Here is a 17,694-nt window from a genome sequence, read left to right as displayed (position 1 = left end):
TGGTGCACGGCCCGTATCCGGGTGGCGAGGCGGCCGTCGGCGGCCTGGCGGGCAGCCCGATCCTCGGCGGTCCGGCGCCAGTAGTAGAAGCTGGAACGGGCGATGCCCAGGATGGTGCACAGCCGCTTCACGCCGTAGCGGCGCTGGTGGTCGGCGACGAACTGGAAGCGGTTCACCAGCGTGTCTCCCCGGCGAAATACTTGGCCGCCTTGCGCAGGATCTCGCGTTCTTCCTCCAGCTCACGGACCTTCTTGCGCAGAGCGACGTTCTCCGCCTCCAGCGGCGTGGGCGGCTCGGCGGGTGCCTCTGCCCGGCGTCCCCGCGGCCGGCTCGCGCCAGCCGCCCGGACCCAGTTGCGCAGGGTCTCGGGATTGATCCCCAGATCGGCGGCAACCTGCCGGATCGTCGCCTCGGGCCGCGACTGGTACAGCGCGACCGCGTCCGCCTTGAACTCCGGCGGATAGTTCTTCATGACCACGAGATGTCCGTTCTCAGATCCTCAGGATCCAGTGTCTCGTGTGTCCAAGATCAGGGGTCAAGGCCCCCGTTCCGGCCACGGCCCGGTACGCGCCCAACGCGCCGGGATATACCCGACGGCATGCCCGCCAACGCCCGCTACATACCGGGATCCATCTCCGGACAGCCAGCAGCCAATAGCGTCAATCGCAGTAGCCGGCAGCAACTGCTTGCACAGTTCCGCGTCTAGCGCATCAGCCAAGTCCTGCCTTGTCACCTTCGCCCCCTCATTGCCGCGAACGGCGGCATCCTGGCAGATGCCTATGACAGTCCAAGCAGACGCTGGGTGGCCGCCGTTTGCAGGGACGTTCCCCGCGTGCGCGGGGAGCAGGATGTGCAGATCGTCGTGCCGGACCTGTCCCTGGGACCGTCCCCGCGTGCGCAGGGAGCAGACAGCATGCGGCCGGCGCCCGGTTTGCCGGGGACCATCCCCGCGTGCGCGGGGGGGGTGCCTCTATGTCTTTCGTCAAGCGAGGCGTGGGGTTCTGGGTTCGTAGAAGGTTCCGTCGCGGAGCATCGCGAACAGCACGTTGATCCGCTGGCGGACGAGGCGGAGAAGTGCCTGGGTGTGGGTCTTCCCGCGGGTTCGGCAGCGGTCCTAGTAGGTCCGGGAGGCGGGATCATGCAGGACGGCGAACGCGGACAGGAACATCGCCCGTTTGAGCTGGCGGTTGCCGCCTCTGGGGGCGTGTTCGCCGTGGATCGAGGTGCCGGACTGCCGGGTTGTCGGGGCGAGGCCGGCGTAGGAGGCCAGGTGGGCGGCGCTCGGGAAGCTGCTGGCGTCGCCGATGGTGGACAGGAGGACTGCGGCGGTCCTGACGCCGATGCCGGGCATCGAGGTCAGGACCGGGGAAAGAGGATGGGCCTCCAGCAGGGCCTCGATTCTGGTCTCCAGGGCCCGGCGTTGTTCATGGACGGCGGCCAGCGACTTCGCCAGCGAGGGCACGATCACGTCCGTAGCGCTCGAGGAGCCAGGTGATGGCTGCGTGGTCCAGGCGCGGGCCCAGGACACGTTCGAGGCTGGGGTGGAACTGGGTGAGCAGGCCGCGGATGCGGTTGGAGGTGCGGTTGGCCTCGCCGGCGAGGTCCTGGTCGAAGCCGACGAGCATGGTCAGCTCGGCGGTGACCTCGTCGGCGAGTTCGAGGGTGCGCAGGGTGTGGGGCATGGTGCGGGCGGCGTCCGCGATGACGGCGGCGTCCTTCGCGTCGGTCTTGGCTTCGCCGGGGTAGAGGTCGGCGATCCTGCGCATGGCGAGTCCGGGCAGGTAGGCGACCTGACAGTCGGCGTCCCGGGCGACGGTCAGCGGGAGGGCGCCGATGGAGGCGGGCTGGTCCACGACCACCAGGACGGTGCCGAACTTGGCCTTCAGCTTGTCGAAGACCGCCCGCAGCTTCGGTTCGCTGTTCGGCAGCGGCTTGTCGAAGACCGTCTTCCCGGCCGGGGTCAGTCCGTGTCCGTGATGGGTCTGCTTGCCGACGTCCAGGCCCAGGAAGACGCCCACCCCGTCGATGCTGATCACCGTGGCCCCCACATGTGTCGACGTGTGCCGGCCCCGAGGTCGGGAGCCGTTCTCGCGCAGCCACGTTATGCAGACCTGCCGCCCGCGAGCACCCGGGCATTTCGCCCGGCCAGGCGGTGGTCGGACCCTGATCAGCGTCTGTGACGGCACCCCTCGGGCCCGGTGACACCACCCCCCAGGTCATCCCTACAACAGGGGGCAACAGTCATGCCGGGCCCGGAGGCCAGCGGCCCTCTTGCAGGACCGCGAAGAAGATAACGGGGGAGTGCTCCTGCTTCTGGATCAGCACGTCCAGGTTGGGACCATCCCCGCATGCGCGGGGAGCAGAACGTCAGCAGGGCGTTCCCCATCTTGGTCGCGGGACCATCCCCGCGTGTGCGGGGAGCAGAGCCAGCCGGGCACCTGGTCGGTGACGGCCAAGGGGCCATCCCCGCGTGTGCGGGGAGCAGTCCGGCGGAACATGCTCCGGCGCATCGGCGCTGGGACCATCCCCGCGTGCGCGGGGAGCAGCACTCGTCCTCCGGGGTGAGGAGACGTATGTCGGGACCGTCCCCGCGTGCGCGGAGAGCAGGCCAGGCGGTGGAGGCCGTGCAAAGGGTGAGGCAAACCATCCCCGCGTGCGCGGGGAGCAGTACAGGTCGGCGTCGATGGGCACGTCGCTCGGGGGACCATCCCCGCGTGCGCGGGGAGCAGCGGTACCCGTCACCGGCCGCCACACCCCACGCGGGACCATCCCCGCGTACGCGGGGAGCAGTTGGAGCCGATGCTCACACCCTGCGGATAGGTGGGACCATCCCCGCGTACGCGGGGAGCAGCGCAGGACACCGACGGCCACACCACGCGTCGTGGGACCATCCCCGCGTGCGCGAGGAGCAGTCTCCGCTCCTCCGGCAGTGGGAAGGGTTCTCGGGACCATCCCCGCATGCGCGGGGAGCAGGCATCCTGAACGCGCTGTCGTGGCGCGGCCTCGGGACCATCCCCGCATGCGCGGGGAGCAGCGGGCCAGGCTCTTGGCGATCCCCGAGCGGACGGGAACATCCCCGCGTGCGCGGGGAGCAGCAGGTAGGCCTTGATGGCGGCGGCGGTGAGGGGGGAACATCCCCGCGTGCGCGGGGAGCAGTTGCCTTGCGCTCAGTGCGCAGCGCTTCCAGCGGGAACATCCCCGCGTGCGCGGGGAGCAGGCCGAGCCGCTGCCGGGCATGACGCAGTACCGGGGAACATCCCCGCGTGCGCGGGGAGCAGATCGACGTGAACGGGGCGCCCATCGTCGGCCCGGGAACATCCCCGCGTGCGCGGGGAGCAGGCTTGCCGACCTGCGCGTTTACTTCTGCAGGGCGCCCTCGCTCATGACTTTCATCAAGTCGGACATCACGCGCATCTCCGACCCATTCGGAACTGTCTTTTCTCCACTGGCAGCGCATCCTACGACTCTCGTAGATCGACCACCGTTCCCAGCAAGATCATGCCTCGCTTCTTGAGACCGCCGGCCGCCCACTCGGGCCCCCTCCCGCATGGGCGGGTAGCCGTGAGAGCCATCCCCACAGGTACGGGGAGCAGGCGTTCGGTTCCCTTCCGGGCCCGATCCAGCAGGGACCATCCCCACGTGCGCGGGGAGCAGGAGAGCCGATACCGCGAACTGAGCGTCAAGTTGGGACCATCCCCGCGTGCGCGGGGAGCAGCGCAGCTGCTTGAGCACCTTCTGCGCGGTGACGGAACCATCCCCACGTGCGCGGGGAGCAGGACCACGACGGCACGGTCAGATCGCCGTGCTCGGGACCATCCCCGCGTGCGCGGGGAGCAGGTGGAGAGGCGGTCGACGGACCCCGTCAGGGTGGGACCATCCTCGCGTGCGCGGGGAGCAGGCCTGGCGTTCGGTGCGCGAGGTCCGGCAGGCGGGACCATCCCCGCGGGTGCGGGGAGCAGAGGCCGACACCTTCCTGAGACTTCGGGCCGTAGGGGCCATTCCCGCGGACGCGGGGAGTCGGTCGAGCCGCCTGGGACGGTCGGCGCCTCGTTGGGACCATCCCCCGCGGACGCGGGGAGCAGCGGACCTGGTCCACGCGGTCGAAGTCGGGCTCGGGACCATCCCCGCATGCGCGGAGACCAGCCCCACCGCTCCCACAAGCCGAGCCAGCCCCCGGGACCATCCCCGCATGCGCGGGGAGCAGACTTGCCGACCTGCTCGTTTACCTCAGCAGGAGGCCGCCGTCCGTGACTTTCGCCGAGTCGGACATCACGCGCACGTCAGGCCCATTCGGAAGTGATTGTGTCCACTGGGAGCGCATCTTACGGCTCCCATAAATCGACCCCCGCCCTCAGCTCGAAACTGCCCGGCGCCCACTCGGGACCCCGCATGGTCGGGAGCAACACTCCGGCAGGCCAAATCACGCAAGCGGCGGGACCGCCCCCGCGGTGCGTGGGAGCAGCTCAGCCGTCCCCGCGGCTGAGCCGGAGCAGCAGCTCTCCTGGTTCACGCGGCGCAGCGTGATGGGCCATCCCCGCGGTGCGGGAAGGAGTAGCCCAACCGGTGGAGCCCAGTTGCCCACCGGGGCCATCCCCGCGAGTGCGGGGAGCTGCACGGGCCGAGCGGTCCAGCGCAGCCCATCGCGGGGCCATCCCCGCGTGCGCGGGGAGCAGAAATCGGCCCCGGCATCCCGGATCATCTTCTCGGGACGATCCCCGCGTGCACGGGGAGCAGTGCCGCGTGATCGGGCGCGGGGAGCAGTTCGTGCCGGTCACGATCAACGCGGCATTGTCGCGACGATCCCCGCGTGCGCGGGGAGCATCGGGACCACTTCGAGACCGCGGGCGGCCAGGAGGGAGCATCCCCGCGCGGGGAGCAGATGTCAAAGCCGGCGGCGCGGCCAATCATGCACGTGCCATCCCCGCGGGTGCAGGGAGCAGAGGCCATCATGCGCCCCGAGTGGACTCAAGTTGGGACCATCCCCGCGTGCGCGGGAGCAGACCAGCACTGCCGCGGAGTCATCCCTGCGGTTGAGACCATCCCCGCGTGCGCGGGGAGCAGCCGTCGATGGGGACATCGTTGGGGTTGATGCCGGGACCATCCCCGCGTGCGTAGGGAGCAGGTCCAGCACCGACCCCGCGCGCTCGATCCAGCGAGACCATCCCGCGTGCGCGGGAAGCAGGCCAGGCCACAGGGGGAGCCGGATACGGCGATGGGACCATCCCCGCTGCGCGGGGAGCAGCCTCAACTATGCCACCCATCGCTACGGCGCTGGGGACCATCCCCGCGTGCGCGGGGAGCAGCCCCCGGCACCGCAGATCGCAATGCCGACGTGGCCATCCCCGCGGGTGCGGGGAGCAGGCAACGGGAGTCGCGTCCGGGTAGCCGTGCTCGGGACCATCTCTGCGTGCGCGGGGAGTGTCGGTGTGAGGTCTCAGGAGACGCTTGACCGTTTGTGCTCTGGACATGGTTGACACGTTCGGCTGAACGTCCGCCATCCCCCAATCACCGATGCTGCAGGGCTGCTTCCGTCGGTGACGTGGATGTGCAGCAGTTGGCCGAGTACCGCTACCGGGCTGTCCGCGAGGTGCTCGGTGGGTCCCCGATCGGTGAGGTCGCGGCCCGGTACGGCACCTCGCGTCAGACATTGCACAGCTGGCGGCGGCGGTTCGAGCAGGAGGGCATGCCCGGCCTGCTGGATCGCTCCCGGCGCCCGCGGAACAGCCCCACGCGCCTCTCTGCAGAGGTTGAAGCCGAGATCTGCGAACTGCGTCGCCGGCATCCCCGCTGGGGTGCCCGCCGGATCTCCCACGAACTGGCTGCCCGCGGGCTGGAGCCGGCGCCTTCGCGGGCCACGGTCCACCGGGTGCTCTCCCGCAACGGCCTGGTCCGCACCCAGGAACAGCAACATCCGCGCAAGTACCGCCGGTGGCAGCGCGAAGCGCCCATGCACCTGTGGCAGATGGACCTGGTCGGCGGGGTGCCGCTGGCCGACGGGCGGGAGTGCAAGATGGTCACCGGCATCGACGACCACTCTCGGTTCGTCGTGATCTCCTCCGTCGTGGCCGTGCCCAGTGCCCGCGCGGTGTGCTCGGCCTTCACCGCCGCGATGCGGCGTTACGGAGTGCCCTTCGAGGTCCTGACCGACAACGGCAAGCAGTTCACCGGCCGTCACACCCGCCCCCAGCCGGTGGAGGTGCTCTTCGAGCGCATCTGCCGGGAGAACGGCATCACCCAGCGGCTGACCAAGCCGCGTTCACCCACCACCACGGGCAAGATCGAACGTTTTCACCGCACCCTGCGCGAGGAGTTCCTCGATCACGTGGCGCCGTTCGAGTCGCTGGCCGCGGCCCAGGAAGCGATCGACGGCTGGGTGCACGCCTACAACCACCAGCGCCCGCACCAGGCCCTGAGCATGGCCACCCCGGTCAGTCTCTTCCGTCCCCATGCTGCCGTCCGCGGCGGTGACCGGCATCCCGAACAGGCCGTCCCCGAGCCGGAGTTGTCCATTGAGGTCGTCGAACCGCCTGTCCTGCCCCCGCAGGGCACCGCGATCGAGTTCGACGTGCGGGTGCCGCCCAGCGGCGAGATCACCCTGGTGACGGGCAGGCAGCGAGTTGGCATCCACCAGGCACTGGCCGGCCGGACGCTGACGGTCTGGGCGAACCACCGCAGCGTCCACTTCCTCCTCGACGGGCATCTCGTCACCACGGTCCCGTCCCGGCTGCGGCCGGAGGACCTCGCCTACCTGACCATGCGCTACGGAGCCCGTCCGGCCGGTCCCGAGCCCGCACCCCCGGCCCTGCCCAGAGCCCGCAGCGGCACGGCCATCCTCGCCGCCGGTGAACCCGTCGAGGTCGACCGCAAGGTCCATCGCGACGGGATCGTCTGCCTGGCCGGCGGCCGCTACCAGGTCGGATTCGCCCTCGCCGGCCGCACGATCACCCTCCGTCTCGACGGACACCTCATGCACGCCATCGCCGACAACGCCCTGATGGGAACGTGGCCGTGCCCCGTTCAGGCCGACTGCCTGGGGCAGATCGACGGGGCACGGACGGCGACGTCCCCGCTGCCGCCTCCGCCCCTGCCTGCCGGTGCCATCCGGGCCCAGCGCAAGGTGCATGCGAGCGGCCGCTTCATGATCAACGGCCAGTTCATCAAGCTCGGCCCGCGGCATGCGGGAAAGATCGTCACCGTCGTCATTGAGGACACCCACTACCGGATCCTGCACGGGGAGGACGAACTCGCTGTCAGGCCCCGCAAGAACCTCGGGCCGATCACCAGGCTCTACGTCAAAGGCATGGGCACCCAGAAGGACCGTCAAGGATCTCCTGACGACAAACCGTCAAGGAAGTCCTGAGACCTCACACCGACAGGGGAGCAGGGTGACACCGGCACCGGTCAATTCCCGTACGCGGATCCATCCCCGCGAGCGCGGGAGCAGTGAGCGCGCGCCGGCGTCGTGTCGGCGTCGATGGGACCATCCCCGCGGGCGCGGGGAGCAGGGAGTGAGGCCGGTGTGTGACGCATGCGCCACGGGACCCTCCCCGCATGCGCGGGGAGCAGGGCTTCGTCACGGACTTCGGCGCGCTCGCCCCGGGACCATCCCCGCATGCGCGGGGAGCAGCCGATGTACTGCTCGACGCACCAATGCAGGTAGGGACCATCCCCGCACGCGCGGGGAGCAGCGGCATCGGGTCCAACAGGCCGAACTCCTTCGGGGACCATCCCCGCATGCGCGGGGAGCAGCTGTCACCGCAACGCAGATCGCTGCGGGCGCCGGGACCATCCCCGCATGCGCGGGGAGCAGAGCGGGGGCCGGCCGATCCGCACACGGAAGGTGGGACCATCCCCGCATGCGCGGGGAGCAGATCGTGCGCTTCAGCTCGGACAGCGCCCCGTCAGGACCATCCCCGCATGCGCGGGGAGCAGGAGCGCGGCGACATGGACGAGATGTCCTTCGCGGGACCATCCCCGCATGCGCGGGGAGCAGACCACTGTTGCCGCCGGACCCCCACCAGTTGAGGGACCATCCCCGCATGCGCGGGGAGCAGGGCCCCCCGTGGAGTCGACGGGGGGCCGTTGCGGGACCATCCCCGCATGCGCGGGGAGCAGACTCGCCTACCTGCAGTTCTATCGCGCCGTCAGCTCCGTCCTCAGCACTTACACTGAACCCGGCATTCGCGATAAAACACCCCAGTCTACCCTTAGACGACCACCCCGAGGACGAGCGCGCACTTGGCGTCGTCCTCGGTCTCCTGGACGACGGCGACGACCCCACCAGCCCAAGACCCTGCCCGGCCACGTCACCGCCAGCGCGATCCTCGCAGGCCTCGACGGCCGCATCCTGCACATTCTCCACAACCCGAGCCAGAAGTGGCTGCTGCCTGGAGGTGTGGAGGCTTCGGACAACACACTCCTGCAGGCCGCATGGCGCGAACTCGCCGAAGAGACTGGCATCCGCCCCACGTCGTCACCCTGCAGGGCGAGGCCCCGCTCCACGTCGACGCTCCCCTTATCGACGCCAGCCCACCAAGGACGAGCCCGCTCACCAGCACTTCGACTTCCGGTTCCTCTTCTGCAGCTCGCCGAAATCGGCGAGCTGCAGACCGAAGAGGTCTCCGACGCCGCCTGGCGCCACATCGAGAGCATGCTTGATGACCTCCTCCGCCAGCGGATAACCCAGGCCCTTCGCTGACGCTTCCCAGCCGGCCGTCCCCGCGATCTCCGTCCCCCACGGCGGGGACCGGCCCCGCCTCACGATTGGACCTTGGCGCCGCCCCGGACCCGGCTTCGCAGGGAAAGGCGAGAGGCTCGAGCGCGTTAACTACGTTCCGGGTTAGGAAACAGCGTGCTCGTGGAGACCCTGGACGGATACCCTCGCAGGGCCTTCACCGGGGAGGCGCGCTCCAGTTGCCGCCGCTGATGACCCCGGGGAGCCACCTCAACCCACGAAGGGGATTCCGTGAGCGCTGACGCCCAGCAGAACCTGCCCGCATGTCGGGACCATCCCCGCGTGCGCGGGGAGCAGCCGACCGCCCGCACCGCAAGGTTCCCGGACGTGGGACCATCCCCGCCGGGCGCGGGGAACAGGCGGACGGCTACGTCACCATGACCGGCGCCCAGGGACCATCCCAGCGTGCGCGGGTTCAAGCCGGGACCATCCCCGCGTGCGCGGGGAGCAGAGCAAGCCAAGACCACGCACGGGATTGTGGGTGGGACCATCCCCGCGGGCGCGGGGAGCAGCGTCCTTGCCTCTCCGGCGACAGTCCCTCCGCGGGACCATCCCCGCGTGCGCGGGATCATCGGCATGAGCGGGCGCCAGGCGGTGCCGGGACCATCCCCACGTGCGCGGGGAGCAGCGTCCCCGGCACCGAACCCGCCATCCGCGCCGGGGACCATCCCCGCGTGCGCGGGGAGCAGGCCGCGGCGGGTGCCACCCCGACCAAGGCCGAGGGACCATCCCCGCGTGCGCGGGGAGCAGCTGGAGGGCGAAGGGCGGATGAGCGAAGGACAGGGACCATCCCCGCGTGCGCGGGGAGCAGGCCTTCCCCGGCAGCCTCCTGACCATCGCCACGGGACCATCCCCGCGTGCGCGGGGAGCAGAAGGGGGGACACTCACTGTGTGACACCGGGTCGGGACCATCCCCGCGTGCGCGGGGAGCAGACTTGCCGACCTGCGTGTCTACTTCAGCAGGATGGCGTCGCTCATGACTTTCGGCGAGTCGGACATCACGCACTTACTAAACCCATTCGGGACCGATTGTGTCCTGTGGTGACGCATCCTACGGTCACCTACATCCTCAACCAGATTGTGCTTCTTGTCCCAAGTCCGGTCGACCCGACGTCTAGGGGACCATCCCCGAGCATTCCCGCGAGTGCAAGGCAGCAGGGAGTACTGCGCCGCGGCGGCCTGGCCGGCCGGGACCATCCCCGGGCGCACGGGGAGCACCCAGATCGCCAGCCATCACGCCTCCTTTGACTGGGCACCATCCCCGCGTGCGCGGGGATTAGCTGGGCCGGCGGAAAGCCGGCCGGGGTGGGGGACCATCCGCGCGTGCGCAGGGAGCAGGCACCACCATGCACCGGCCGGCATCAGTCGGAACCATCCCCGCATGGGCGGGTAGCCCTTCCCGGAGGCGCAGGCCGCTACCGCGCAGCAGGCGCTGAAGAACGGATGACCGTGCCGTCCCCGGACAGTGCGCGCTACACGGATACGACGGCCGCCCCGCTCACCAAGTCCCCGGGGTGCTCAGACCTTGCAGAACCCGATGCCCTTCAGTGCCTCGTTGATCTGCTTGCCCTGTGCCTCGGTCGTCGTGACGTCCTTGTACGTAAATCGCTGAGACGCGAAGTAGTCGAGCCGGCTGGCTCCACCGGTGATCGCGCCGCACTGATTGCGGGCGGCATCAACAGCCTTGTCCTCGTACTTGATGACGTCCGGGTTGGCGGCGGCGAGCGCGCGCAACAGCTCGGCCCGCTTCGCCCCGGTTGGCTCAGGCGGGATACCAAGAGCCTTCTCGGCGGCGCTGGTGTCTGCGCTCGGCGCGGCGCTCGAGGCGGCGCTCGGCGAGCTGCTGGGCTTGCTATCGGTCCCGTCGTCGCTGGTCGATGAGCAACCGGTAAGGGCCAACGCGGCGAGCGTAAGCGCGGTGATGGCGGTGCGGACGTGCATGTTCCCCCCAAGGAACGGGCGTTACTTACGGCTGTGAACAATACGTGTGCTCTGCATGTGCTTGGTATGTGGGTCTGAGCGTCGATGTGCCTGGTCGGGGCCGACCACCCCAGTGCAGGCGGTGCGTGCCGATCCGTGGCGGGGGACCATCCGCGCGTGCGTGGGACCAGATCACGCAGGAGCCAGACGCGTTGATGACCGCGGACCATCCCCGCGTGTCGGTCTGACTAGCTCAGGACCAGAGCGGACGTGGCCCTACGGCTCCCCCAGCGGCGGGACCATCCCAGCGGGAGGGGGAAGCAGCGGCTCACCCTGATCCCCGAAGAGGGCAACGAAGGATCATCCGGTGGGAGGGGGACCATCCCTGCATGCGCGGGAAGCAGGTGGCGCGCAGATAGCGGCGCAGCGTGGCCGTGGGACCATCCCCGCATGGGCGGGGAGCAGTTGTCGATGACGTCCTCGGCGGCCATGTAGACGGGGCCATCCCCGGCGTGCGCGGGGAGCAGCTCAATCGGTGCCCGGGGGGCCCCGCGCCTTGAGGGGCCATCCCCGCGTGCGCGGGGAGCAGCTTGGCGGCGCCCGCGTCGGGCGCTTCGCGAAGGGGCCATCCCCGCGTGCGCGGGGAGCAGACGAGTGGCCGGACCGCCCGCGTCCAAGCCGCGGGACCATCCCCGCGTGCGCGGGGAGCAGGATGCCGCCCCAGACGTTGAGCAGGCCGGTGAGGGACCATCCCCGCGTGCGCGGGGAGCAGATAGCGGCCTGAATCATGAGCGCTCGCACGTGGGGACCATCCCCGCGTGCGCGGGGAGCAGAGGTTGTTCGTGCCGGTGACGATCAACGATGCGGGACCATCCCCGCGTGCGCGGGGAGCAGAACCGCTCCTTGGCGAGGTCGTGGTAGGCCGGGGGACCATCCCCGCGTGCGCGGGGAGCAGACTTGCCGACCTGCGCGTTTACTTCGGCAGGGCGCCGTCGCTCATGACTTTCGTCGACTCGGACATCACACGCATCTCCGACCCATTCGGAACTGTTTATGTCCACTGGCAGCGCATCCTACGGCTCTCGTAAGATCGAACGCCGTCCTCGGCAAGGTCGTGCCTTGTTTCTTGATAACTGTCGGCCGCTCCACTCGGGGCCCCTCCCGCATGGGCGGGGTTCCTGCGTGTGGAGGGAGCAGTTGTCCGCTTCCTCAGCCGCGACCGCGCCTTCGTCTTGACCGCCGCAGGCTTCGGCGGGGGAGTGGTCTTCTGCTCCGGTACCGGGAGGGCGGCTCTGGTCTGCTTGCTGGCCTCGGCGTAGAGATCGGCTCGGGTGTGAGCCAGCGAACAGCTCTCCTGCAGATGGGAGCGGCCGGTCTCGGGCGATAGGGGGTTGTCGCGGTCGTCACCTGCCCAACGTCGACGCCCCAGTTTCGTTGCATCCCTACGACTGTGCCCCCGAGTTCGTCGGCTTGGGGGCGCAGTCGTAGGTGGGTGAGGTGTCTTGCACAGCAGCGTCAGTACGTCAGCGTGAGGCGGCTCTCCGGCTTGCTGATCACATGCCCGGGCCGCGCCGCCTCGCCGAGCTTTGCCGGAGTGATGGTCAGGTGCGGGACTGCGGCTCGCGCGGGGCCCCAGGCTTCGATGTGCGCGATGAGGTCCTGAGCGAGCTTCTCGGCGTGCGCACCGTACGCGGCCGCCCCGAGCCGGTAGGGGCGCTGCGGGTCGGCATCCTTGCGCCGCACGATCAGGTAGGCGAGGGAGTCTCCGTCGACGAGGGCGGGACTGCGGACGGGGACCACCGGCCGCAGGACGAGTTCCCGAGCGAGCGCTTCGGGCATGACCTGCAGACGGCATACGCGGTCGTCGGTGGCGGTAGCGCGCAGCCCCGTCGTAACGGTTGACTCTGAGCGGCCCGAGGTACCAGGTGGTCGTGGCTATTGCCGAGCCGTGGGCCAAGAGACCGCCGACCGACTCGTCGCCGTCGCACAGCGGGCCGAACTCGCACCCCGCGCCCGCCAGACCCTGCGGTAGCCGCAGCCGGACAACCAGCAAGCCTGCCGCACCTCACCCAGCTGCACTACGCTGCGCTGTCGTCAGGGTGAGCGAAGGGGCGGGACTGTGGCCAAGCGGACGAACGGCTCCGAGAAGAACCGCAAGGAGCCGCTGTCCGACGTGGCGCGCCGGCTGTGGGCGTTCTCCGGCAACGAATGCGCATGGGGCGACCCGCACTGCTCAACACGGCTGGTCACGGAGGAAGGTGCATGGGTCGGCAAGATCGCCCACATCATCGGCGCCGAGCCCGGCAGCGCCCGCCACGAAGCATGGGACGGCAAGGACGTCGAACAACTGCGGGACTTCGACAACTTGATGCTGCTGTGCGGGGTGCACCATGACCTGATCGACAGCAGCGTCACCCGGCACGCCTACACCGTCGAGTACCTGCGAGCAGTCAAGCAGAAGCACGAGGCCACGTACCGGTACACGGTTGACGACATCGAGGCCGAGTTTCGGGACACGATCGACGGCTCGCTGGTCCGGCCCGCTGCCACCATGCGTCGGTACTTCAACTGGGAAGGCGAGGCCCTGGAGCCTGCCGAGGAACAGGAGGTACTCGAGCTGATCAACCGGTTCGCCGGGCGCGTCGGGCGCCTGACGCGGGTGGCCCGGCAAGTTCTCGTTCTCGTGGTGGACGAGGAGACCCCCGACTTCGAACTGGTGTTGAGGCGCTTTTCGGCGGACCGTACGACGCTGCTCAGCGTTGTACGCGAGCTTCAGAAGGCAGAGATGGTCTACCTGCACGACGAGGAGTTCGACGGGGAGCGCGGACAGCTGTCCCTGCTCGGCGGCGCTCTGGAAGGCATGCCCGAGATGTGGGACCAGATCCGCAACTTCTGCCGCGACGAAGACGTCGACGTGAAGGAGATCCTCGTGGACCTCGACTTCGCCCGCTTGGACTGAGCCGCCGGCGGTCGTACGACCTTCGCCGGGGGAGCGGCGGCCCGGGCCGTCACCGGGCCCTGTGCCGCACACACTCCACTCCGTCATGGGCCACGGCGAGCCTGACGGGTGACCCGAGAGCTCCTGCAGGGATCTGCACCGACCCCACTCACCGGCCCAGCTCGCTCACCGCGGCCTGCGTCATCCCGGTCTTCCTCCAGTGCCGTATCTGCGATGCATGCCGCCGCTTCCCGCCGTGCCGGGCGTGTGCGCGGGCGGCGAGGCCACCGTATGCGGCGCAAGGGGCGAAGCTGGGGAACTCGCCCTGATTTGCCAGCATGCAAGACCGTCGCATGCGTTGCCCATCTGGCACCTGCCCGCTGGCCCCGCGTTGTTCGTTCAGTGCGGGGTGTGACAGTTCGGGTCGGTGCAGCTGCCCGCCAGCGCCAGCGTGCGGTCCTGCGGGGGCGCATCCAGCCACTCCACACGCACGGCCTGGAGCCGGTCGATGTCCGAGGCGAATCCTGGCACATCGGCCCGCAGCGCGTCGGCCCATTGCCGGGTGAGCGCCCGCCCGTTGACGTACATCTCCCCGTCGAGGCCTCCGACGGCGAACAGCACCCCGCCCCTTGGGGCGGGGATCACCATCGCGCCCACCGGTGCCCGGGATGCCCAGGTGACTGCACGGCCAGCACCAGGCCGGTCGTCAGGGTCAGTAGTTGACCAGTGCCGTGGAAGTCGCGGTGCAGACGGGAGCAGCGGCGGTGCATCCAGGAGGTCACCGGGCTGGTTTGCAGACCCGCTATATCGAGAGGGGCGAGTTCCCTGGTCCCAGCTGGTCAGCGTACGCGTCCACGACAGGCGCCGGGTGGCGGGTTCACCTCGCCGACGCCCTGCCTGCGGTGCACCAGCTGGGCCCTGGCGTGCACCCGAGCGCGGTGTTCTGGCAGCGGGCGGTGCACATCGCCCTGCAACTCGTTAAGGCCGAGCTCGTCTACCCCGCCCTAGACGAGGCGGAGCGGGCCGTATGGCGCGCAGGACCGATCCCGGCAAGCGCCGACGACGCGCTGTGCGCCCTCGCCGAAGCCGCACCACCCGCCGCGAGCCCCTTCGGCATGGCTGCGCGGCAGGCGCTGAACGCGTGTTGCGACGCAGTGGCCGACATGCTCGTGCGCACCCCGGCCGCCGCGCTGTTCGGCGCCGGCCCGTGGACCTCGTCCGCACCCGCCCGGGTCGCCGGCGACACGCAGGGCACAGTGCGCGACTGGCTGGACCGTGTGGAGGACCAGGCGGACGGCGGCCCGGCCCCGCAGAGCGATGAGCAGGCCGCGGCCGGGCGGCTCACCGCCAACCTGCACCTTGCTCCCGCCGGATCCGGCCCCGACTCATCGAGCGAGGTCCCCGCTGCCCGGGTGTGGGCCGGTACCGTGCGTCTTGACGGGGAAGGTGCTGGCGCCGTGCGGCCGCGCGTGCGGCGGGTTCTGCGCCGCGCCGCACGCAGGTGTCCGGCCCTGGCCGGGCTGGCTGGTGAAGGCAACCCGCAGAGCTGCACCCTGCACTCCGGCGCGATCACCGTGCTGCTGGAGCAGGAGGACGAGCGGCCTGGCGGCGGGCGGGCTGCCCCGGTTCAGCGTGACGGCCCTGCTCGACTTCCGCTGGCAGCTCGCGCTGGACGGCGCGGACCTCACCGAAGAGGAGATGGACGCCCTCGCCGAAGCCGCCCGGCCCCTGGTCCGTATCCGTGGACAGTGGGTGCTGGCCGACCCGGTCATCTCCCGGCGCGCCCGGCACCGGCTCCTGGGACAGCTGCCGGGGACGCAGGCCTTGACTGCCGCCCTGACCGGCACCGTCACCATCGCCGGCGACACGGTCGTCTGCCGGCCATCCGGGCCGCTCGCCGACGTGATCGACGTCCTGCGGCGCGGCGAACACCACGATCAGACGGTGCCCGCCCCGGCGGGCCTGACGGCCAGTTTGCGCGGCTACCAGGAGCGCGCCCTGACCTGGCTCGCACACGTCACACGCCTCGGGTTCGGTGCCGTCCTCGCCGACGACATGGGTCTGGGCAAGGCCCTCAGCACGCTCGCCTTCACCTTGCACTACCAGCAGCACACGCCCGGCCCGACCCTGGTGGTCTGCCCGGCGTCCCTGGTGACCACCTGGTGCCGCGAGGCTGCCCGCTTCACCCCTCACCTGCCGGTCGTCGCCTACCACGGCAGCGACCGCACCCTTGAGGCGGTCACCGACACGACCCTGGTCATCACCACCTACGGCCTGCTGCGCCGCGACGCCGCCCGCCTCGCCGAACAGCAGTGGACCTTGGTCATCGCCGACGAGGCCCAGCACGCCAAGAACCCCGCCTCATCCACCGCCCGCCAGTTGGAGGCCGGACGCCACCGGGTGATGATCCTGTCCCTCAAGGCCGCCGGAACCGGCCTGACCCTCCCCCGGGCCGCCCACGTGATCCACTTCGACCGCAGCTGGAACGCCGCCGTCGAGGACCAGGCCACCGACCGCACCCACCGCATCGGCCAGCACCGCACCGTCAGCGTCCACCGCCTGATCACCGAGCACACCGTCGAGGACCGCATCGACGCGCTCCTCACCCGCAAGCGGGCCCTGGCCTCGGCCGTCCTGACCGGTGGGGACCAAGCGCTTACCCAGCTCACTGACCAGGAACTGGCCGACCTCGTCGCCTTGGGAGAGCGCCGATGACCGTGCAGCACACCACCGCCGGATGGGCGCGCGCCCTCACCCGCGTCCTCCACGAGGCCGCCGCCGGCGACGCCCGTCTCCATGACGCGGCGCGCCGCCTGCTCGCCGCCGGCCAGGCCGGCCCTCTCAACGTCAACCAGGGCTTCGCCACCAGCAAGTTCCCTCTGCCCATGGCCGGGTCGCTCGGCCCCGTCTGCTCGTCTCCCCGCTCACTGCTGCCGACTGGGACCGTATCGAGGCAGCGATCTGCGCCCGCCCCGACGCCGCCGACCTCGCCGGCACCGCCGCCATCAGCGACCAGCTCACCGACCCGTCTCTCACCGCCGGCGTCCCGATCGTCCCTGACCCGCAGGACATCTCCCACACCTGCACCTGCACCTGCACCCCCGACGCCGCCGGCACCGCGTGTCCCCACTCGGTCGCCGTCGGCATGCTCCTCGCCGAGCGGGTACGCACCGCTCCCGCCCCGCTCTTCACCCTGAGCGGGCGCGCCCACCAGTACCTGAAGAAGCGGCTGCGCGCGAACAGCCCGGCACCCCAGCCCGCTGGCCCCCCGGCTTCCGCCGCCGAGCCGGCCGCCGCCCGTCCTCTCCACGACAACACCCCCGGGCCGGCGGTCGCGGTGCCGGCGCAGGCCACCACAGCGCTCCGGCCAATCCCGGACCCGGTGACCCTCGACCTCACCCAGGCACGTCCGGTGCTGCATGCTTCACTGCCCGAACCTCCCGAGCCACTGCCGGGCACCGAAGCCCTGCGGGCGCTCGCGGCGGACGCCTCTCACCGCGCCGGCGCCTGCCTGGACGGGCAACAGCTCCCTGACGGCCACACTCCCGGTGGGGACATTGCGCGGTTCCTGTCCCTGCCGCACGGCGCCGCGTTCCGGCAGGCGGCCATGGATCACCTCGGCCTGGACGTCGTCGGCATGGGGCACCTGCAGCTCGCCTACACCCGGCGGGCCGGTCGGCGCCGCCGTCTACCTCGAGTCGTTCAGCGTCGACCACGACACCCTGGCCGACGTCCAGGCCAGGATCCAGCCGCTGCGCCCCGCGCCCACCGCCAGCATCCTGTGCGAGGACAACCGGGTCACCGACGAGGCGGCCGGCATCCAGCTCAGGTACGGGCCGGACGGGCGCTGGTACCCCTACCGCGCCCCGTACGGCATCTGGCAACCCGTCCCCGGCCCTTCTGCCGACCCCGCCGAGGCCTACCGCGCCGCACGTCGCTCCAACCAGCGCATTTCATAGAGAGCGTCCGGCTTGAACAGACCGAGGGGCGGGAGCGACGACATCGTGGCGTCCTGCTGGAGCAGGCCCGACACGAAGGGGAGGGGGATCCCTCCCGATGGCACCGCACCACATGAAGGGGGCGGGCGTTCTCGGCGCAGCCC

At 70.5% G+C, this 17,694-nt stretch carries 9 protein-coding genes, 1 pseudogene and 3 CRISPR repeat arrays; of the genes and pseudogenes, 5 read left to right on the top strand and 5 right to left on the bottom strand.

Annotated features, from left to right (window positions below; all coding sequences use genetic code 11):
- Positions 1–172: 172 nt before the first annotated feature.
- Together AB0J12_RS37575 and AB0J12_RS37570 are read right to left on the bottom strand one after the other, a co-directional pair.
- Positions 173–472, bottom strand: a complete 300-nt coding sequence (locus AB0J12_RS37575; protein ID WP_363269264.1) for a transposase — start codon at positions 470–472, stop codon at positions 173–175.
- 510 nt (positions 473–982) lie between these two features.
- A pseudogene (locus AB0J12_RS37570) lies at positions 983–2,036 on the bottom strand (IS110 family transposase).
- 298 nt (positions 2,037–2,334) lie between these two features.
- Positions 2,335–3,339: a CRISPR direct-repeat array (repeat unit 29 nt; unit sequence GGGAACATCCCCGCGTGCGCGGGGAGCAG).
- A gap of 2,200 nt (positions 3,340–5,539) precedes the next feature.
- Between AB0J12_RS37570 and AB0J12_RS37565 the strand changes: the two are divergent.
- On the top strand, positions 5,540–7,360 hold the full coding sequence (locus AB0J12_RS37565; protein WP_363269262.1) for an IS481 family transposase: 1,821 nt from the start codon (positions 5,540–5,542) through the stop codon (positions 7,358–7,360).
- Between the two features lie 56 nt (positions 7,361–7,416).
- A CRISPR array of direct repeats spans positions 7,417–8,115; the repeat unit is 28 nt; unit sequence GGACCATCCCCGCATGCGCGGGGAGCAG.
- Positions 8,116–8,125: 10 nt separating this feature from the next.
- The gene (locus tag AB0J12_RS37560; RefSeq protein ID WP_363269267.1) at positions 8,126–8,698 is read left to right on the top strand and encodes an NUDIX domain-containing protein; all 573 of its coding nucleotides are present in this window, start codon (positions 8,126–8,128) and stop codon (positions 8,696–8,698) included.
- Between the two features lie 1,554 nt (positions 8,699–10,252).
- On the opposite strand, the gene AB0J12_RS37555 is transcribed toward AB0J12_RS37560, so the two are convergent.
- Together AB0J12_RS37555 and AB0J12_RS37550 are read right to left on the bottom strand one after the other, a co-directional pair.
- Positions 10,253–10,675 carry a hypothetical protein gene (locus tag AB0J12_RS37555; RefSeq protein WP_363269261.1) on the bottom strand — a complete coding sequence of 141 codons (423 nt, stop codon included), beginning with the start codon at positions 10,673–10,675 and terminating at the stop codon, positions 10,253–10,255.
- 278 nt (positions 10,676–10,953) lie between these two features.
- Positions 10,954–11,609: direct repeats of the CRISPR family, unit length 25 nt; unit sequence CCATCCCCGCGTGCGCGGGGAGCAG.
- A 560-nt stretch (positions 11,610–12,169) separates the two neighbouring features.
- Positions 12,170–12,493, bottom strand: a complete 324-nt coding sequence (locus AB0J12_RS37550) for a hypothetical protein (protein WP_363269259.1) — start codon at positions 12,491–12,493, stop codon at positions 12,170–12,172.
- 280 nt (positions 12,494–12,773) lie between these two features.
- On the opposite strand from AB0J12_RS37550, the gene AB0J12_RS37545 reads away from it, so the two are divergent.
- A complete protein-coding gene (locus AB0J12_RS37545) occupies positions 12,774–13,613 on the top strand; it encodes a hypothetical protein (protein ID WP_363269258.1) in 840 nt (279 codons plus the stop codon).
- Between the two features lie 378 nt (positions 13,614–13,991).
- Here AB0J12_RS37545 and AB0J12_RS37540 read toward each other — a convergent pair whose 3' ends face one another.
- Positions 13,992–14,240, bottom strand: a complete 249-nt coding sequence (locus AB0J12_RS37540; protein ID WP_363269256.1) for a hypothetical protein — start codon at positions 14,238–14,240, stop codon at positions 13,992–13,994.
- Between the two features lie 669 nt (positions 14,241–14,909).
- Here AB0J12_RS37540 and AB0J12_RS37535 point away from each other — a divergent pair.
- Both AB0J12_RS37535 and AB0J12_RS37530 read left to right on the top strand, forming a co-directional pair.
- Complete coding sequence (locus tag AB0J12_RS37535) at positions 14,910–16,307, top strand: SNF2-related protein (RefSeq protein WP_363269255.1); 1,398 nt, start codon at positions 14,910–14,912, stop codon at positions 16,305–16,307.
- 833 nt (positions 16,308–17,140) lie between these two features.
- Positions 17,141–17,551, top strand: a complete 411-nt coding sequence (locus AB0J12_RS37530; RefSeq protein WP_363269254.1) for a hypothetical protein — start codon at positions 17,141–17,143, stop codon at positions 17,549–17,551.
- Positions 17,552–17,694: the final 143 nt, after the last annotated feature.

This window comes from Streptomyces sp. NPDC049915 (assembly GCF_040656475.1).
GTDB lineage: Bacteria > Actinomycetota > Actinomycetes > Streptomycetales > Streptomycetaceae > Streptomyces.
The sequence above is the reverse complement of the archived record's forward strand: the minus strand, read 5'-3'. Positions and strand labels throughout refer to the sequence as shown.

What these genes read in the sequence shown, in the direction of transcription:
- AB0J12_RS37555 (WP_363269261.1), bottom strand. Translation starts at nt 10,675, where the DNA reads ATGCACGTCCGCACCGCCATCACCGCGCTTACGCTCGCCGCGTTGGCC.
- AB0J12_RS37550 (WP_363269259.1), bottom strand. Translation starts at nt 12,493, where the DNA reads ATGCCCGAAGCGCTCGCTCGGGAACTCGTCCTGCGGCCGGTGGTCCCC.
- AB0J12_RS37540 (WP_363269256.1), bottom strand. Translation starts at nt 14,240, where the DNA reads ATGGTGATCCCCGCCCCAAGGGGCGGGGTGCTGTTCGCCGTCGGAGGC.
- AB0J12_RS37535 (WP_363269255.1), top strand. Translation starts at nt 14,910, where the DNA reads ATGAGCAGGCCGCGGCCGGGCGGCTCACCGCCAACCTGCACCTTGCTC.
- AB0J12_RS37575 (WP_363269264.1), bottom strand. Translation starts at nt 472, where the DNA reads ATGAAGAACTATCCGCCGGAGTTCAAGGCGGACGCGGTCGCGCTGTAC.